16 protein-coding genes are annotated in these 14,073 nt (G+C 67.5%); 7 read left to right on the top strand and 9 right to left on the bottom strand.

The features are described from left to right. Positions 1 to 14: 14 nt before the first annotated feature. Both AC5Y7E_RS20695 and AC5Y7E_RS20690 read right to left on the bottom strand, forming a co-directional pair. A complete protein-coding gene (locus AC5Y7E_RS20695; protein ID WP_499921579.1) occupies positions 15 to 3,722 on the bottom strand; it encodes a nitrate reductase subunit alpha in 3,708 nt (1,235 codons plus the stop codon). A 444-nt stretch (positions 3,723 to 4,166) separates the two neighbouring features. Beyond that, a complete protein-coding gene (locus AC5Y7E_RS20690) occupies positions 4,167 to 4,559 on the bottom strand; it encodes a (deoxy)nucleoside triphosphate pyrophosphohydrolase (RefSeq protein WP_499921580.1) in 393 nt (130 codons plus the stop codon). Positions 4,560 to 4,773: 214 nt separating this feature from the next. Here AC5Y7E_RS20690 and AC5Y7E_RS20685 point away from each other — a divergent pair, with 214 nt between their 5' ends. Together AC5Y7E_RS20685 and AC5Y7E_RS20680 are read left to right on the top strand one after the other, a co-directional pair. After that, positions 4,774 to 5,547: a DivIVA domain-containing protein gene (locus AC5Y7E_RS20685; RefSeq protein WP_499921582.1), complete on the top strand. Its 774-nt coding sequence runs from the start codon at positions 4,774 to 4,776 to the stop codon at positions 5,545 to 5,547. Positions 5,548 to 5,658: 111 nt separating this feature from the next. Then, positions 5,659 to 5,943 carry a 4a-hydroxytetrahydrobiopterin dehydratase gene (locus tag AC5Y7E_RS20680; RefSeq protein ID WP_499921583.1) on the top strand — a complete coding sequence of 95 codons (285 nt, stop codon included), beginning with the start codon at positions 5,659 to 5,661 and terminating at the stop codon, positions 5,941 to 5,943. A 121-nt stretch (positions 5,944 to 6,064) separates the two neighbouring features. Here the strand turns inward: AC5Y7E_RS20680 and AC5Y7E_RS20675 are convergent, their stop codons facing one another. Beyond that, a complete protein-coding gene (locus AC5Y7E_RS20675) occupies positions 6,065 to 7,363 on the bottom strand; it encodes a mannosyltransferase (protein WP_499950574.1) in 1,299 nt (432 codons plus the stop codon). A 156-nt stretch (positions 7,364 to 7,519) separates the two neighbouring features. Here AC5Y7E_RS20675 and AC5Y7E_RS20670 point away from each other — a divergent pair, with 156 nt between their 5' ends. Together AC5Y7E_RS20670 and AC5Y7E_RS20665 are read left to right on the top strand one after the other, a co-directional pair. After that, positions 7,520 to 8,269, top strand: a complete 750-nt coding sequence (locus AC5Y7E_RS20670) for a hypothetical protein (protein WP_499921587.1) — start codon at positions 7,520 to 7,522, stop codon at positions 8,267 to 8,269. A gap of 26 nt (positions 8,270 to 8,295) precedes the next feature. Then, on the top strand, positions 8,296 to 9,405 hold the full coding sequence (locus AC5Y7E_RS20665; RefSeq protein ID WP_499950617.1) for an Rv1157c family protein: 1,110 nt from the start codon (positions 8,296 to 8,298) through the stop codon (positions 9,403 to 9,405). Between the two features lie 82 nt (positions 9,406 to 9,487). Here the strand turns inward: AC5Y7E_RS20665 and AC5Y7E_RS20660 are convergent, their stop codons facing one another. Then, entirely contained in the window at positions 9,488 to 9,634 is a 147-nt protein-coding gene (locus AC5Y7E_RS20660; RefSeq protein ID WP_003875447.1) for a hypothetical protein, read from the bottom strand. 29 nt (positions 9,635 to 9,663) lie between these two features. Next, the gene (locus AC5Y7E_RS20655; protein WP_499950616.1) at positions 9,664 to 10,236 is read right to left on the bottom strand and encodes an HhH-GPD-type base excision DNA repair protein; all 573 of its coding nucleotides are present in this window, start codon (positions 10,234 to 10,236) and stop codon (positions 9,664 to 9,666) included. Between the two features lie 89 nt (positions 10,237 to 10,325). Here AC5Y7E_RS20655 and AC5Y7E_RS20650 point away from each other — a divergent pair, with 89 nt between their 5' ends. Next, the gene (locus tag AC5Y7E_RS20650; protein WP_499950573.1) at positions 10,326 to 10,859 is read left to right on the top strand and encodes a nuclear transport factor 2 family protein; all 534 of its coding nucleotides are present in this window, start codon (positions 10,326 to 10,328) and stop codon (positions 10,857 to 10,859) included. A gap of 61 nt (positions 10,860 to 10,920) precedes the next feature. Here AC5Y7E_RS20650 and AC5Y7E_RS20645 read toward each other — a convergent pair whose 3' ends face one another. Beyond that, positions 10,921 to 11,136 carry a DUF5302 domain-containing protein gene (locus AC5Y7E_RS20645; RefSeq protein ID WP_499918273.1) on the bottom strand — a complete coding sequence of 72 codons (216 nt, stop codon included), beginning with the start codon at positions 11,134 to 11,136 and terminating at the stop codon, positions 10,921 to 10,923. Between the two features lie 51 nt (positions 11,137 to 11,187). Further along, a complete protein-coding gene (locus tag AC5Y7E_RS20640; RefSeq protein ID WP_499918274.1) occupies positions 11,188 to 11,631 on the bottom strand; it encodes a PPOX class F420-dependent oxidoreductase in 444 nt (147 codons plus the stop codon). Positions 11,632 to 11,696: 65 nt separating this feature from the next. Here AC5Y7E_RS20640 and AC5Y7E_RS20635 point away from each other — a divergent pair, with 65 nt between their 5' ends. Further along, on the top strand, positions 11,697 to 12,218 hold the full coding sequence (locus tag AC5Y7E_RS20635; RefSeq protein WP_499950572.1) for a DUF1697 domain-containing protein: 522 nt from the start codon (positions 11,697 to 11,699) through the stop codon (positions 12,216 to 12,218). Positions 12,219 to 12,262: 44 nt separating this feature from the next. Here AC5Y7E_RS20635 and AC5Y7E_RS20630 read toward each other — a convergent pair whose 3' ends face one another. Beyond that, the gene (locus AC5Y7E_RS20630) at positions 12,263 to 12,628 is read right to left on the bottom strand and encodes an Rv1152 family transcriptional regulator (protein WP_067352016.1); all 366 of its coding nucleotides are present in this window, start codon (positions 12,626 to 12,628) and stop codon (positions 12,263 to 12,265) included. A 37-nt stretch (positions 12,629 to 12,665) separates the two neighbouring features. Between AC5Y7E_RS20630 and AC5Y7E_RS20625 the strand changes: the two genes are divergently transcribed. Further along, positions 12,666 to 13,379, top strand: a complete 714-nt coding sequence (locus tag AC5Y7E_RS20625; RefSeq protein ID WP_499950571.1) for an NAD-dependent deacylase — start codon at positions 12,666 to 12,668, stop codon at positions 13,377 to 13,379. A 12-nt stretch (positions 13,380 to 13,391) separates the two neighbouring features. On the opposite strand, the gene AC5Y7E_RS20620 is transcribed toward AC5Y7E_RS20625, so the two are convergent. Next, positions 13,392 to 14,021, bottom strand: a complete 630-nt coding sequence (locus AC5Y7E_RS20620) for a class I SAM-dependent methyltransferase (RefSeq protein WP_499918277.1) — start codon at positions 14,019 to 14,021, stop codon at positions 13,392 to 13,394. Positions 14,022 to 14,073 lie beyond the last annotated feature (52 nt).

Genomic DNA, 14,073 nt, shown 5'->3' with positions numbered 1-14,073 from the left:
CGCGTCGGTGCGCATCAGTACCGCACCTCCTGGCTGCGACGGCGCACGACGGTAACCTCGTCGCGCTGGTTACCGGTCGGCCCCAGGTAGTTGAACGCGAACGCGTGCTGGCCGTAGCCACCGGCCAAGTGGCTGGGCTTGATCCGCACCCGCGTCAGCGCGTTGTGGTTACCGCCGCGCTTGTTGTTGGTTTCGGAGCGCGGCGTGTCCACGGTGCGCTCCTGGACGTGGTAGACGAAGACCACGCCGTCGGGCATCCGGTGCGAGACGATCGCCCGACACACATAGATGCCGTTCACATTCACCGCCTCGACCCAATCATTGTCGCGCACTTGAATTTTGGCGGCGTCGCCTGGGCTCATCCACATCGTCGGGCCACCTCGCGACAACGAGAGCATGTACAGGTTGTCCTGGTAGGTGGAGTGGAACGACCACTTCGAGTGCGGGGTCAGATAACGCACGGTGAGCCCGATGCCGTCCTCGCATGGGCCGAGCGTGGGCTGGCCGAACAGGCGCGCCATGTCCAGCGGCGGCCGGAACACGGGCAGGTGCTCGCCGAGCTCTTCGACCCAGTCGTGCGCGAGATAGAAATGCATCCGTCCGGTGAGGGTGTGGAACGGCTTGAGGTTCTCGATGTTGATGGTGAACGGCGCGTAGCGACGGCCGCCCGTCTCGCTGCCCGACCATTCCGGGCTGGTGACCACCGGAACCGGCCGCGCCTGCGTATCGGCGTAGCTGATGCGCTTGTCTTCGCTGCCCTCGGCCAGATGCACCAGCCGTTGACCGGTGCGCTTCTCCAGTTCGTGGAAACCCTCGACCGCCAGCCTGCCGTTGGTCGTTCCGGACAGCAACAGCAGCACGTCGGCCATCCGCGAGGCGCTGGTGATGGCCGGACGTCCCGCGGCCACACCCGATTTCAGCACCCCGAACTTGGCGGCGAGCTCCTCGACCTCCCGGAAGGGGTGCACAGTGACGCCCTTGGTGGTCAAGCCGAATTTGTCGACGAGCGGGCCCAGGGTCCGCCACTTGTCGTAGACGGCGGTGTAGTCGCGTTCCACCACGGTGAGCTTGCCCATGGTGCGGCCGGGCACCGGCGTCGCGCCGGAGTGCAGCCAATCCTGTTCGGTGCCATCGGGATAGGCCATCGCATCCGGGGTGTCGTGCTGCAGCGCGCTGAGCACCACATCGGTGCGGGTGCCCAGGTGATCCTTGGCCATGGCGCTGAAGGCGCGGGCGATCGCACCGAAAGCATCGAAGTCCGAACGGGTTTCCCACGGCGGATCGGTAGCGGCGCTGAAGGCGTGCACATAGGGGTGCATGTCGGTGCTGGAAATGTCGGCCTTCTCGTACCAGGTCGCCGCCGGCAGCACGATGTCGGACACCAGCGTTGTCGAGGTCATCCGGAAGTCGATCGACATCATCAAGTCGAGCTTGCCCTCGGGGATGTCGCCCTCACACGTCACACCGGTGGGCCGCACGCCGTCCTCCGGCGGCAGCGCCGAAGCGTTGGAATCGGTGCCTAACAGGTGGCGCAGGAAGTATTCGCCGCCTTTGCCCGACGAGCCGATCAGGTTGGCGCGCCAAACGGTAAGCACCCGTGGCCAATTCACCGGGTTGTCGGGGTCCGTCACGGCAAGCTTCAGCTTGCGCTGGCCCAGTTGTTCGGCGACGTAGTCGGCGACGTCGCGATCGGCGGCGCGCGCCTCGTCGGCGACGTCCAGGCTGGACCGGTCGAACTGGGGGTAATACGGGCTCCATCCCATGGCCACCGCGGACGCCAGCAGGTCCATGGTGTGCTTGCCCGCGAACCTACCTCGCCCCACCGGGCTGGCCAGCTTGTCCGCCCCGTATCCGTCGTAGCGCCATTGGTCGGTGTGTGCGTACCAATACGAGGCGCCGGGCACCTGTCGCGGCGGGCGCACCCAGTCGGTGGCCATTGCCATCGTCTGGAAGCCGGTGAGCGGCCGGACCTTTTCCTGGCCTACGTAATGCGCCCAGCCGCCGCCGTTGCGGCCCATCGATCCGGTCAGCATCAGCAGCGCCAGCACCGCACGGTAGATCGCGTCGCTGTGGAACCAGTGGCAGATGCCGCCGCCCATGATGATCATCGAGCGGCCGCCGGATTCCTCGGCGCTGTGCGCGAATTCCCTTGCCACGCGGATGGCCTGGGCGGCCGACACGCCGGTGATCGCTTCCTGCCACGCCGGCGTGTTCTGCTGGGTGGCGTCGTCGTAGCCGGTGGGCCATTCGCCGGGCAGCCCGGGCCGCGCGACACCGTATTGGGCGAGCATCAGGTCGAAGACGGTGCACACCAGGTGTTTACCGATACGGCGTACCGGGACACCGCGCGCCACGGTTGTGCCCTCGCCGTCGACGGTGTCGAAGCTGGGCAGGTGCACCAGCGCGGTGCTGAGGTCCCCGTTGGCGCCGTGTGCGTCTCGCACACTGAGCGCCGGTACCAGGTCGCCGAGATCCAGGTTCCACTTCCCGACCCCGGATTCGCCGTACCGGAAACCCAGCGAACCGTGCGGCACCACAACCGAATCGGTCGTTTCGTCCAGCACCGCGGGTTTGAGCGCCGCGTTCTCCGAGCTCTTGAAGGCCTCGCCCAAATCCGCTGCCGTCAGGTTCTTCCCCGGCACCAGCATGTCGCCGCGTTCTTCCAACTTGATCAAAAACGGTAGGTCGGTGTAGCGGCGGGAGTAGTCGATGAAGAAAGGAACCTGCTTGCTCACATAGCATTCCGAGAGAATGACGTGACCCATCGCCATGGCCAGCGCCCCGTCGGTCCCGGCCGCACAGGGCATCCACTCATCGGCGAACTTGGTGTTGTCGGCGTAATCCGGGCTGACGGTCACCACCTTGGTGCCGCGGTAGCGCGCCTCGGCCATCCAGTGCGCGTCGGGCGTGCGGGTGATCGGGACGTTGGAGCCCCACATCATCAAATACGCCGCGTCCCACCAATCCCCGGATTCGGGCACATCGGTCTGGTCGCCGAACACCTGCGGCGAGGCCACCGGGAGGTCGGCATACCAGTCATAGAACGACGTCATGGGGGCGCCGATCAGCTCGAAGAACCGCGAGCCGGCGGTGTAGGACACCATCGACATCGCCGGGATCGGCGAGAATCCGGCGACGCGATCCGGTCCGTACGTCTTGATCGTGTGCACGTGGGCGGCGGCGATCAGTTCGGTGGCCTCGGCCCAGGTGACCCGAATCAGCCCGCCCTTCCCACGCGCCTGCTGATAGCGGCGACGACGTTCCGGATCGGCCTGGATGTCGGCCCATGCCAGCACCGGGTCGCCCAGCCGCGCCTTGGCCTCCCGATACATTTCGACCAGCACGCCCCGGGCGTACGGGTAGCGCACGCGGGTCGGCGAGTAGCTGTACCACGAGAACGACGCACCTCGCGGACAGCCGCGGGGCTCGTACTCCGGCCGGTCCGGACCCACCGATGGGTAGTCGGTCTGCTGGGTCTCCCAGGTGATGATCCCGTCTTTGACGTAGATCTTCCACGAGCACGACCCGGTGCAGTTCACCCCGTGCGTCGAGCGCACCACCTTGTCATGGCTCCACCGATCGCGGTAGAACACGTCGGCTTCGCGGCCGCCCTCGCGCGTGACCGTGCGCAGGTCGGCCGAGATCTCGCCCGGCGTGAAAAAGCGCCCACTGCGCTCCAAGAGCTCCTCGAGCGCTCCGCCGATGTGAGGTGTGACAGTCAAGAAGTACTCCTCCTAGTCGGTGTCGCGCCTCGCCGCCAGGCCGTTTGTTCGGCTCCGTACGCGTTGTGCTCGGCAACCGGCCTTGTGAACCACGCGCCCGCACCAGCCCGGATCGCCTCAACGCGGCTTCGCAGGCCCGCGGGCTGGAGGGCAATACAGCACCAGCATAGGTCTGGATCGGGGGCGAGATCAGGTCCGCCGCGCGACGAAAAAGGCATCGTGAGCATCGGTTTTTGCGCACCGGCGAGCGAACCGGCCCGGCCCGGTGGCCGCGTCGGCATGGTCTTAACCAGCATTCGGCTCGCTATCGGCACGCACATTCAGGGCAGCTTCGTGTGGCGTCGTTATTACAAGTCATATTGTTCTATTCAGTTCACCGCGAGGACCTGCAACGCGGCTGTACATAAGCTGCCGGAAGTCTGTGGACTTGTTATGAGGTAGCCGTCAAAGGGCCCGGGCCAGGTCTGCCAACCAGCGGCGATCGGCCGGCACCCAGTCGAGATCGTGCAGCTCAGCCGCCGTGATCCAGCGCAACGCCCGGTGGTCGCGGGCGTCGGGTTCGCCCCGGATCAGGCGCACGCGGTAGGCCCGCAGCGTGAACCGGCCGTCCACCGCGATGTCGTCGCCCAGCCTGTCGCCGACGGCGACGTCGACGGCCGCCAGGCCCAGCTCTTCGGCCAGCTCGCGGGCCAGCGCGTCGCGCTCCGTTTCACCCGGCGCCACCTTGCCTCCGGGCAGTTCCCAGCGACCGGCCAGCTCCGGCGGTCGGTCGCGTTGTGCCACCAAGACCTTGGCGTCGCAGATCAGGGCGGCGGCGACGACGATCTGGGTCGGCATGGCCAGTGACGGTATACCGTCGGGGCCCTCAGCCGGGCACGACGCCCGTGCCTCGCGAAGGCCGACATCAGCCTCAATGCCATCAAACCGGCGTGATGTGGATCGAAATCCCTTGCAGCACAGTGGCTCTCTTACAGTTTGAGCGCGACCGTGGGATACTCGGTCCTAGTCGTTCACCATCTCTAATGGGCACTTCCCGGAATGGGGGTTGGCAATGAGCACCGAATCCGCAACGACGTTCCCCCGCACCTTCAGGGGCTATGACCCGGCCGCGGTCGATGCCTACATCCAAGTGTTGCTCGCCAAGCAGCAGTTCCTCGTCGACGGACTTCAGAACTGTCGGGCCCAGCGGAACGAATTCAGCGATGAAGCGGCCGCGCTGCGGATTGAAGTCGCCTGCCTCACGGATGAGGTCGCCCTGCTCTCAGACACCTCGCCGTCGCCCTACGCGATGCAACATCGGATGGCGAAGTTGCTGCGGCGTGCGCTCGATGAGATCTCCCAGATGCAGAGCGAGTCGCGCGCCGAGGTAGACGCGCTGATCGCCCAGGCGGAGGCCGAGACCGAGGCCGCCCAGCGAGAGCACCGGGAGTTGCTGGCGGACATCACCGCGCAGCGAAAGGCGGTCGAGACGGAGTGCGCGGCAACCAGGAGAGAGTTCGACGCCGAACTCGCCCGGATGCGGGCTGACGCCCAATCGGCCATCGATGAGGCTTGGCAGCAAGCCCAGCATGAGCGCGAACAACTCCTCGCCGAGGCAAAACAGCGGGCTCGTCATTCCGATGAGCAGGCCAGGGCGGCGCTGGCCGAGTCGAATCAGCAACGGATCATGATCCTGGAAGAGTTGATGGGCGTCGCCCGCGACCTTCAGCGGGTTCCGGACATCCTCGAGTCGGCGTACCAGGAACGAAACAACCCGCCGGAGGAAAGCGTCGTGGTGCAGCTGGACCAGAAAAATCAGGCGCCGGGTCCCGCTGTCGCCTCGTAGCCGACCACTCGGTCGGGCGACGGGACGCAATCCGGGGGTCTGTGCCTAATCCTTGATCGGCAGCGAAATCATCTCCCCCGGCATGGCCGGTTGACGGTATACCGTCGAGGCATGGCTGTGTTAACGGATGAGCAAGTCGACGCCGCACTGCCGGATCTCACCGGATGGGAGCGCGCCGACGGCGCCCTGCGCCGCTCGATCAAATTTCCGAGTTTTCTCGCCGGCATCGACGCCGTGCGCCGGGTGGGCGAGCACGCGGAGAGCAAGGACCATCACCCCGACATCGATATTCGTTGGCGGACAGTGACTTTCGTTCTCGTCACGCACTCCGAGGGCGGCATCACCAAAAACGACATCGAAATGGCTCGCGACATCAACGGCATCGTCGACGGCTAGCGCTCCGAAGCCTGACGCTCGGCGTGGGTCGTCACGCTGGCGTGACGCTCGGCGTGGGTCGTCACGCTGGCGTGACGCTCGACGCGGGTCGTCACGCTGGCGTGACGCTCGGCGTAGGTCGTCACGCTGGCGTGACGCTCGGCGCGCTACCGGGCCCTCGGCTGCCGGTTGCCGCGATCCAGATCAACGTGGCCACCGCCGCCACGATGTAAACCAGCCCGGCCCAGGCCAGATACCACGGCCGGCTTATCTGCCAGATGGTCGGCTGGGCGAAGCTCAGCAGCCACGGCACACCGATCAGGGTGAGCGCCAGCCAGCCCCAGCCGACGATGCGCGCTCCCCTTCGCTCGCGCGCCGGGCCGTGGATCGCCCAGATCATCAGCGGTACCAGCCACACCCAGTGATGGGTCCAGGAGATCGGTGAGAGCAGCAACCCGAACAACTCCACGACAAGCAGCCTGCCCAACCGGTCCGAGGGGTCCAGGGCGCGCCAGGCCAGCACGGCCAGCACGGCTGTGACGGCGACGGCGACCAGCAGCGGTGGACCGAATCCGACGTCGTGGCCCAGGATTCGCGAAATTCCGCCGCGCCAGGACTGATTGAACGAGGTGGCGATGGGTCCCACCCGGTGGGCATCGCCCAGCAGCTCGGTGAAGTAGTACCGGGCCTGGTCACCCACGACCAAAGCCGAAATCCCAATCGTGGCAACGAAAACGACCGCTGAGAACACCGCGGCTGCCCACCGGCGGGCGCCGACCAGATAGACGCCGGTGATCGCGGGAGTCAACTTGATTCCCGCCGCCACACCGACCAGCAGCCCCGACAGCCACCATCGCGGGGTGCACACGGCCCACAGGACCGCGGCCATCAGCAACACGTTCACCTGGCCGTAATCGAATGTGCTGCGCAGCGGCTCGATCCAGATGGCGACCGCCGTCCACAACATAGCGACGCGCCGGCCGGCGGCGCCGGCCGCGACGCCCATCAACCGCTGACTGAGCCGGATCGCCCCGTACAGCGCGGCCATGGTCGCGACCTGCCACAGGAAGGCAACGAGGCCGAACGGCAGCAGGTGCAGTGGGTAGAACACGACCGCCGCGAACGGCGGGTAGGTGAACGGCAGCGGGAAGTCCGGCGTCTGGTCGGCGTAGACGTAGCTGTACAAGGTGCCCGGGTGGTCGATCGCGGCGGATCCGCCGAGGTACACGTGCAGGTCGACGAAGTTCGCGCCGTTGGGAGCCAGATACGTCCAGGCCAACCGCGCGGCGATGCTCGCGATGAGCAGCATCGGCGCGGCCACCTGAAGGGCGCCCGTCAACCGCTGGGGCTTGCATGCCGCCGGAGCGGCCGAGGTGGTGTCTATCCGCCCGACTTTAGCGAGCGGGCAACGCGTCGCAGCGCCATCGGGTCGCACGCCCACCGATAAAGGGCCGTTAGCCGCTTATTCGACGCGTTCGGTCACCGATCTCACTCGTATCCGTAACGAGTCTATAAATGCCACACGTGTCACTTGAGTCCCATCTGCATCAAAGTAGCTTCAGCGACGGGACCTGTAATCGATCAATCAGGGAGAGTCATGCCAACCATCTGGACTTACATGCGTGCAGCCGCCGTCGTGGTCGGCTCGTCCGCAGCGCTATTGACGGGCGGTATCGCCCACGCCGACCCCGTGCCCGCCCCGGCCGTGCCGAACATTCCGCAGCAGCTGATCAGTTCGGCGGCCAATGCACCGCAAATCCTGCAGAACCTCGCGACCGCACTCGGCGCCACGCCGCCGGCGGCTCCGGCCACCCCGGGCATCAGCTTCCCGGGTGTTCCGGCAGCCACCTCGCCGGCAACCGCGGCGGCTCCGGCGGCGGGTCTTCCGTCGATTCCCGGACTGACCGCGCCGACGAGTCCCACCGCCCCGGCGTCGTCTCCGGCGGCCAGCCCCCTCGTTCCGGGACTGGCGCAGTCGGCGGCCCCCGCCGCGCCATCGACGGCGACCGGCGGCATTCCGGGGATGCTCCAGGGCCTCACGGGTGCGCAGCCCGCAGCTGCGGGCCCCGCCGCCCCGGCCGCTCCGTCGATCCCGGGCCTGCCCGCGATCCCGGGGCTGTCGTCACCGGCGGCACCGGCCACTCCGCCGGCCCCGCAACTACCGCAGGCGCAGGTCAACATGCCGGCGATGCCGGCCGGCCTGCCGGTCAGTGTGCCTCCGAAAGTGACGCTCCCGCAGGATCTGCCGGCGCTCGCTTCGGGTCAGGCTCCTGCCGCGCCCGGGGCACCCGCGCCGGCGCCCAGCCCGGCAGGACCGGCAGCGCCGCTGCTTGCCGCCCTGCCCTGATCAGTTCGTAAACGGCTAAACCACTACTGAGAACCGAGGACACCGTGGCAACCACTTGGAATCTGTCCAAAGGTTTGGCCGCTGTCGTCACGGCATCGGCTGTCGCGTTCGGGCTCTGCCCGAACGCGGCAGCCGACCCGGCGGCGCCGCAGCCGATACCGCAACCGAACGCGGCGCAAGGGCTGCCGGGTCTGCCCGCCTTGTCACAGCTGGGCCCGCTCATCCAGCAAGCGGCCACCGACCCTCAGCAAGCGACGCAGCTGCTGATGGCCGCCGCGCAGGCTTTCGCCCACAACCCGAGCACACCCACTGAGTCCAAAAACGTTGCGGCGGCAGTCAATCAATTCGTGGCCGAGCCCGTCGCACCGGCGCAGCACGTGCCCGCGACAGGGGTGGAACCCGGTTTGCAGGCCCACCTGCCGGCCGGCATCGACCCGGCCCACGCCGCCGGCCCGGCCCCCGCTGCGGCACCCGAGGCCGCTCCCGCGCCAGCTGCTGCTCCGACGCCCGAGGCACACCTGCCGGCCGGCATCGACCCGGCCCACGCGGCAGGCCCCGCCCCCGCGGCGGCGCCCGCCGCACCGGGCCCGGCCGAATGGTCGAAGGTGCCCGCCGCGGCACCGGCGGCACCTCCCGCGGCACCGGCGGCACCTCCCGCACCGGAAGCCGCACCGGCGCCCGCACCGGCACCGGCTCCCGCGGCGGCTGCTCCGGGTTTCGGCCCTGACACGCCGCCCACGCAGGACTTCATGTACCCGTCGATCGGCACCAACTGCCTGGCGGACGGCACCAACGCCATCGCCACCGCGCTGTCGGTCGCGGGGCCGGCCAAGATTCCGCTCCCCGGCCCGGGGCCGGGCCAGACCGCTTACGTCTTCACCGCGGTCGGTACCCCCGGACCCGCCGAGGTGCAGAAGCTGCCGCTGAACGTCACCTGGGTGAACCTGACCACCGGCAAGTCCGGGACCGTCGCGCTCAAGCCGCGCCCGGACATCAATCCGGAGGGGCCGACGACACTGAGCGCTATCGCCGACACCGGCTCGGGCAGCGTGATGTCGACGATCTTCGGGCAGGTCACCACGAAGGAAAAGCAGTGCCAGTTCCTGCCCACCATCGGCTCGACGGTGGTGCCGTAGCGGACGGCGCCGCCATCGTCTCATCGCCTGCGAATGCGCGTGTCCCCGAGCGGGGCACGCGCATTCGCGTCGGGCAGTGCAGCTAGTACGCCATGAACAGGATGGCGTCGCGGTCGTACTCGAGGCCAGGATGAACGCTGGCGAGGTGAGCTTGGGTCAGCTCGACCAGTTCGTCCTCGTCCTTGCCGACGATGGCTTCGCCGCACGGACACGTTATGTGTGTCTTCACGTTGTCGCCCTTCCCTTCTCCTGGACCTGCTACTTCGCCGCTTTGGCTGCCGCTTTCATCTGCTTCTTGTAGGCGCGCACTTTCCCCATCGATTGGGCGTCGACGATGTCGGCGACCGAGATATGCGCACCGGCCCGGCCGAAGTCCCCCGCAGCCGCGCGCCAGCCTTTCGGCGTCACGCCGTACTGCTTGCCGAGCAGCGCCAAAAAGATCTGCGCCTTCACTTCCCCGAATCCGGGCAATCCCTTGATCCGCCGCAGCAGCTCGCGTCCGTCGGGGTCGCCGGCGGTCCACAATCCGGCCGCATCGCCGTCGTAGCGGTCCACGATGATCTGCGCCAGCGTTTGGATACGCTTGGCCATCGATCCCGGAAAGCGGTGTATCGCAGGCGTTTGCGAGCACAATGCCGCGAACTTGGCCGGGTCGTAGTCCGCGATCTCGGCGGCATCGAAGCTGCCCATCCGGTCCGCGATCTTCTTCGGGCCCGCGAACGCCGTCTCGAAGGGCACCTGCTGATCCAGAACCATCCCGATGAGCAACGCCAACGGACTCTCGTCCAGCAGCTTGTCGGCCTCAGGATCTTGAGCCAGGCAAAGTTTCACTGTCAACGATCTTCCTTCCGCGCAGCACCCTGGGACCGGGGACCCATTGTCGCAAGACTACTCAGCAGCAATGACCGGGTTATCGTGGCGTGGTGGTGGATGAGAGCAAGCTGGCACTGATGCTGGCTCGCGACGAGCTGCATCAGCTCGTCACCGCCTATTGCCGGGCGGTCGACCGCGCCGACTATGACACCCTGCGCAGCCTGTACCACCCCGAGGCGACCGATTCGCACGGCTCGTTTTCAACCGGGGGCGTCGAAGGGTTCATCGCGCAGCTGCAAGCCGCGGAACCGTATGTGCGTGTCTCCCAACACAACATCACCACGACGAACTTCGCCATCGACGGCGACAGCGCCCGCGGTGAGGTCTACTGCCTGGTGTTTCACACCTTCGCCGGCCCCGAACACGACATCGACGTCATCATCGGCGGGCGATACCTGGACACGTACACCAAACACGACGGCCGCTGGACGTTCAGCCAACGCACCATCGTGGCGGACTGGGCATATCAGAACGACCCGTCGCAGGTGAACTTCGAACATCCGAGCACCCGGGGAAGCCTGCGCGGCATGCCCGGCCAAGCGGACCCGTCGATCGGCCTATTCGCGGCACCGGAAGGCTGACGCCGTGAGCTGCCAAAAGCGTTGAGAAACAACAAGACTGCTAGCCGACGCCCAGCGGCCGTCAGCCGCTCTTGCGGCGGAATTCTCGGCGGTTTCCCACCGCGCCGTGCGCCCGAGATCGTTTGGCGGCACCGTCCTTGTGGTCGGATCCGCCCGATGACTTCGCCATCTTGCGGTCCAGGGCTTCGCGGAATTTGCGCTTGGTGTCGTCGTCCGACTCCGGTGATCCCGCGGCGCCCGACGACGTCGAACCTTGCCGGGCATTCGATTCAGCCATACGGGACAGCCTAGCCCGGGGCTGGCGGAACGGTTCGCCTACGCGCCGCGGCTACCGCTTCCCCGGCGGCATGCCGTACAGGTGGGAGATCGGCAGGCGCAGCAGCACCCGCCGGTCGGTGACCATGGCCTCGCGGTATTCGTCCCAGTCCGGATGTTCACCGGCGATGTTGCGATACAACGCAATCAGCGCCTCCACGGTGTCGTCGTCGGGCGCGGCCGCCGGGGGGGTCAGCTCGGCGGTACCCTCCGCGACGGCGTACGACCAGCCGTCGTCGGCGTCGACCAGGATCGAGGCCCGCGGGTCGCGGCGCAGGTTGCGGGTCTTGGCGCGCGGCTCGGTGATCGACACCTGGATCACCACGCTGCGCGGGTCGAAGTGGTAACTCACGTTCGAAAGCTGAGGCCGCCCGTCACGCTTGATGGTGGCCAGCACCCCAAGGGAGTGGCCGCTGATCAAGGCCAGCAGTTTGTCGTCGAAGACTTGGCGTCCCATGACGAAAGCCTACGTCGCGCGGGCCCGAGGTATTCGTCCCGCGGCCACCCTGGTGAAATCGGGGCATGACCAAGTACGCGGCCTTCCTGCGTGGCGTCAACGTCGGGGGCGTCAATCTCAAGATGGCCGACGTGGCGGCGGCACTCACCGAGGCGGGATTCACCGAGGTCCGGACCGTCCTGGCGACCGGCAACGTGCTGCTGGAATCTTCCGGTGGCGTGGCGTCGGTGCGCAAGAAGGCCGAAGCCGCGTTGCGCGACCGGTTCGGCTACGACGCGTGGGTGCTCGCCTACGACATCGACACGGTGCGCGGCGTGGTCGACGCCTACCCGTTCGAGCGTGAGCTCGACGGCTATCAGTCCTACGTCACGTTCGTCGCCGACGCCGCCGTGCTGGACGAGCTCGCCGCGCTGGGCAAGGACGCGGGTCCCACCGAGAAGATCCGACGCGGCGAAGGCGTGGTCTATTGGCAGGTGCCCAAGGGCAGCACCCTGGACAGCAGCATCGGCAAAACGATGGGCAAACCGCGGTACAAGTCGTCGACCACGACGCGCAATCTACGCACACTGAACAAGGTGTTGCGCTGAGTGGCTCCAGACAGCTTGCCCGTCAAGGCTTTTCGACGCCCGCCTTACTCGTCGGGCACCGCTTCGATGTAGCGCACCGCGTCGTCCTTATCCAAGCCGAGTCCGCGCGCGACCCGGACGTACTCGCGCGCCGCGGCCGCCATCGCGGCGTCGGTCGGGTCGTAACGGGCGATGAAAGTGCCGAAACGCCCGCGGGTTTCGATGATGGCGGAGGTCTCCAGCTCCCGGTAGGCCCGCGCTACGGTGTTGACGGCGACGCCGAGCTGGCCGGCCAGATCCCGAACGGTGGGCAGGCGGGTGCCGGGCGGCAGCGCGCCCTCCCGGACCCCGTCGATGACCTGCGTCCTGAGCTGGTCGAACAACGGCTTTCCCGCCTTCATGTCGACCTTCAACCAGTCACCCAGCTCCACCCGTCCAGTATCCCCCACTCCCGGCTATGTTGGGGGGATGCGAATTGCCGTGCTCAGCGGCGCGGGGATCTCCGCGGAAAGCGGCGTGCCGACCTTCCGCGACGACAAGAACGGGTTATGGGCTCGCTTCGACCCTTACGAGCTGTCCAGCACCCAGGGCTGGCGCGACAACCCGCAGCGGGTTTGGGGCTGGTATCTGTGGCGCCACTATCTGGTCGCCGATGTGCAACCGAATGCGGGCCATCGCGCCATCGCGGCCTGGCAGGACGACGCCCAGGTCAGCGTCATCACCCAGAACGTCGACGACCTGCACGAGCGCGCGGGCAGCCACTCGGTTCATCATCTGCACGGCAGTCTGTTCGAATTCCGTTGCGCGCGTTGCAATACGCGTTACTCCGGCGCGCTGCCCGCGATGCCCGAACCGGCGCTGGAGGTGGATCCCCCGGTATGTCATTGCGGGGGCCTCATCCGGCCCGACATCGTGTGGTTCGGTGAACAGCTGCCCGACGAGCCATGGCGGCGCGCCGTCGAGGCAACCGAGGCCGCCGACGTGATGGTGGTGGTCGGGACCTCGGCGATCGTCTATCCGGCGGCCGGGCTGGCCGAGCTGGCCCTGTCGCGCGGCACCGCCGTCATCGAGGTCAATCCCGAGGTGACTCCGTTGTCGAGCAGCGTGACCCTCAGCATGCGTGAGACGGCCAGCCAGGCTCTGCCCGGCCTGTTGCAGCGGCTACCGGCCCTGCTGAACTGACGGGACGGCCGGTCAGGGCCGGCGCGCGCGGCCGAGCAGGAGCTCGGAGACCGGCATGGGCGCCCAGGACGGCAACGTGAACTCCCGCCGCGACGTGTCTACTTCGAATCCCGCCTCGACGATCGAGCGCTCGGTATCGCGATGGGTATGGCAGTTGCCGAAGAGCCGTGGCCACAACGTCGCATCGGCCACGCGCTGAATCCGGCCCCGCGCACCGACACTGGCGATGTGCTCGAGATACCGCAGCTCCCCGCCCGGCCTGAGCAACGAGTACAGGCGCCGCAACACGTCGCCCGGGTCGTTCACCGAGCACAACACCAGCGAGCACACCACCGCGTCGAAGGGCTCCGCGCCGCTGAACGCTTCGACCGTCTCGCCCGTCACGACGACGCGGGCGGGCACCACGTCGGCGGCGGCACGGGCCAGGGTCGCCAGCCGCGGTTCGGGCTCCATCGCGATCACCTCGTCGACGGAGTCCGGGTAGAGAGCGAAGTTCGTGCCGATTCCGGCGCCTACCTCCAGCACCCGGCCGCGCAGGCCGGCCAGATTTTCCCGGCGCATGGCCCGGATCGCCTCGACTTCATGGGTGGCGACGATCGGCCAGATCCGCGCGAAGAGGGGGTGGTCAACCGCCGTTGTCATACCAATCCTTTCGGCTCGGATGAGCCCAACAATAAAGGTCTGCACGCACGGC

This window comes from Mycobacterium sp. NGS17, from assembly GCF_059813205.1.
Note: the sequence above shows the minus strand (reverse complement) of the source record. Positions and strands in the feature narration are given on the sequence as shown.

Excerpts from the sequence above, each read along its gene's own strand:
- AC5Y7E_RS20690 (WP_499921580.1), bottom strand. The coding sequence starts at position 4,559 with ATGCCGACCCAGATCGTCGTCGCCGCCGCCCTGATCTGCGACGCCAAG.
- AC5Y7E_RS20685 (WP_499921582.1), top strand. The coding sequence starts at position 4,774 with ATGAGCACCGAATCCGCAACGACGTTCCCCCGCACCTTCAGGGGCTAT.
- AC5Y7E_RS20680 (WP_499921583.1), top strand. The coding sequence starts at position 5,659 with ATGGCTGTGTTAACGGATGAGCAAGTCGACGCCGCACTGCCGGATCTC.
- AC5Y7E_RS20670 (WP_499921587.1), top strand. The coding sequence starts at position 7,520 with ATGCCAACCATCTGGACTTACATGCGTGCAGCCGCCGTCGTGGTCGGC.
- AC5Y7E_RS20645 (WP_499918273.1), bottom strand. The coding sequence starts at position 11,136 with ATGGCTGAATCGAATGCCCGGCAAGGTTCGACGTCGTCGGGCGCCGCG.
- AC5Y7E_RS20640 (WP_499918274.1), bottom strand. The coding sequence starts at position 11,631 with ATGGGACGCCAAGTCTTCGACGACAAACTGCTGGCCTTGATCAGCGGC.
- AC5Y7E_RS20635 (WP_499950572.1), top strand. The coding sequence starts at position 11,697 with ATGACCAAGTACGCGGCCTTCCTGCGTGGCGTCAACGTCGGGGGCGTC.
- AC5Y7E_RS20625 (WP_499950571.1), top strand. The coding sequence starts at position 12,666 with ATGCGAATTGCCGTGCTCAGCGGCGCGGGGATCTCCGCGGAAAGCGGC.
- AC5Y7E_RS20620 (WP_499918277.1), bottom strand. The coding sequence starts at position 14,021 with ATGACAACGGCGGTTGACCACCCCCTCTTCGCGCGGATCTGGCCGATC.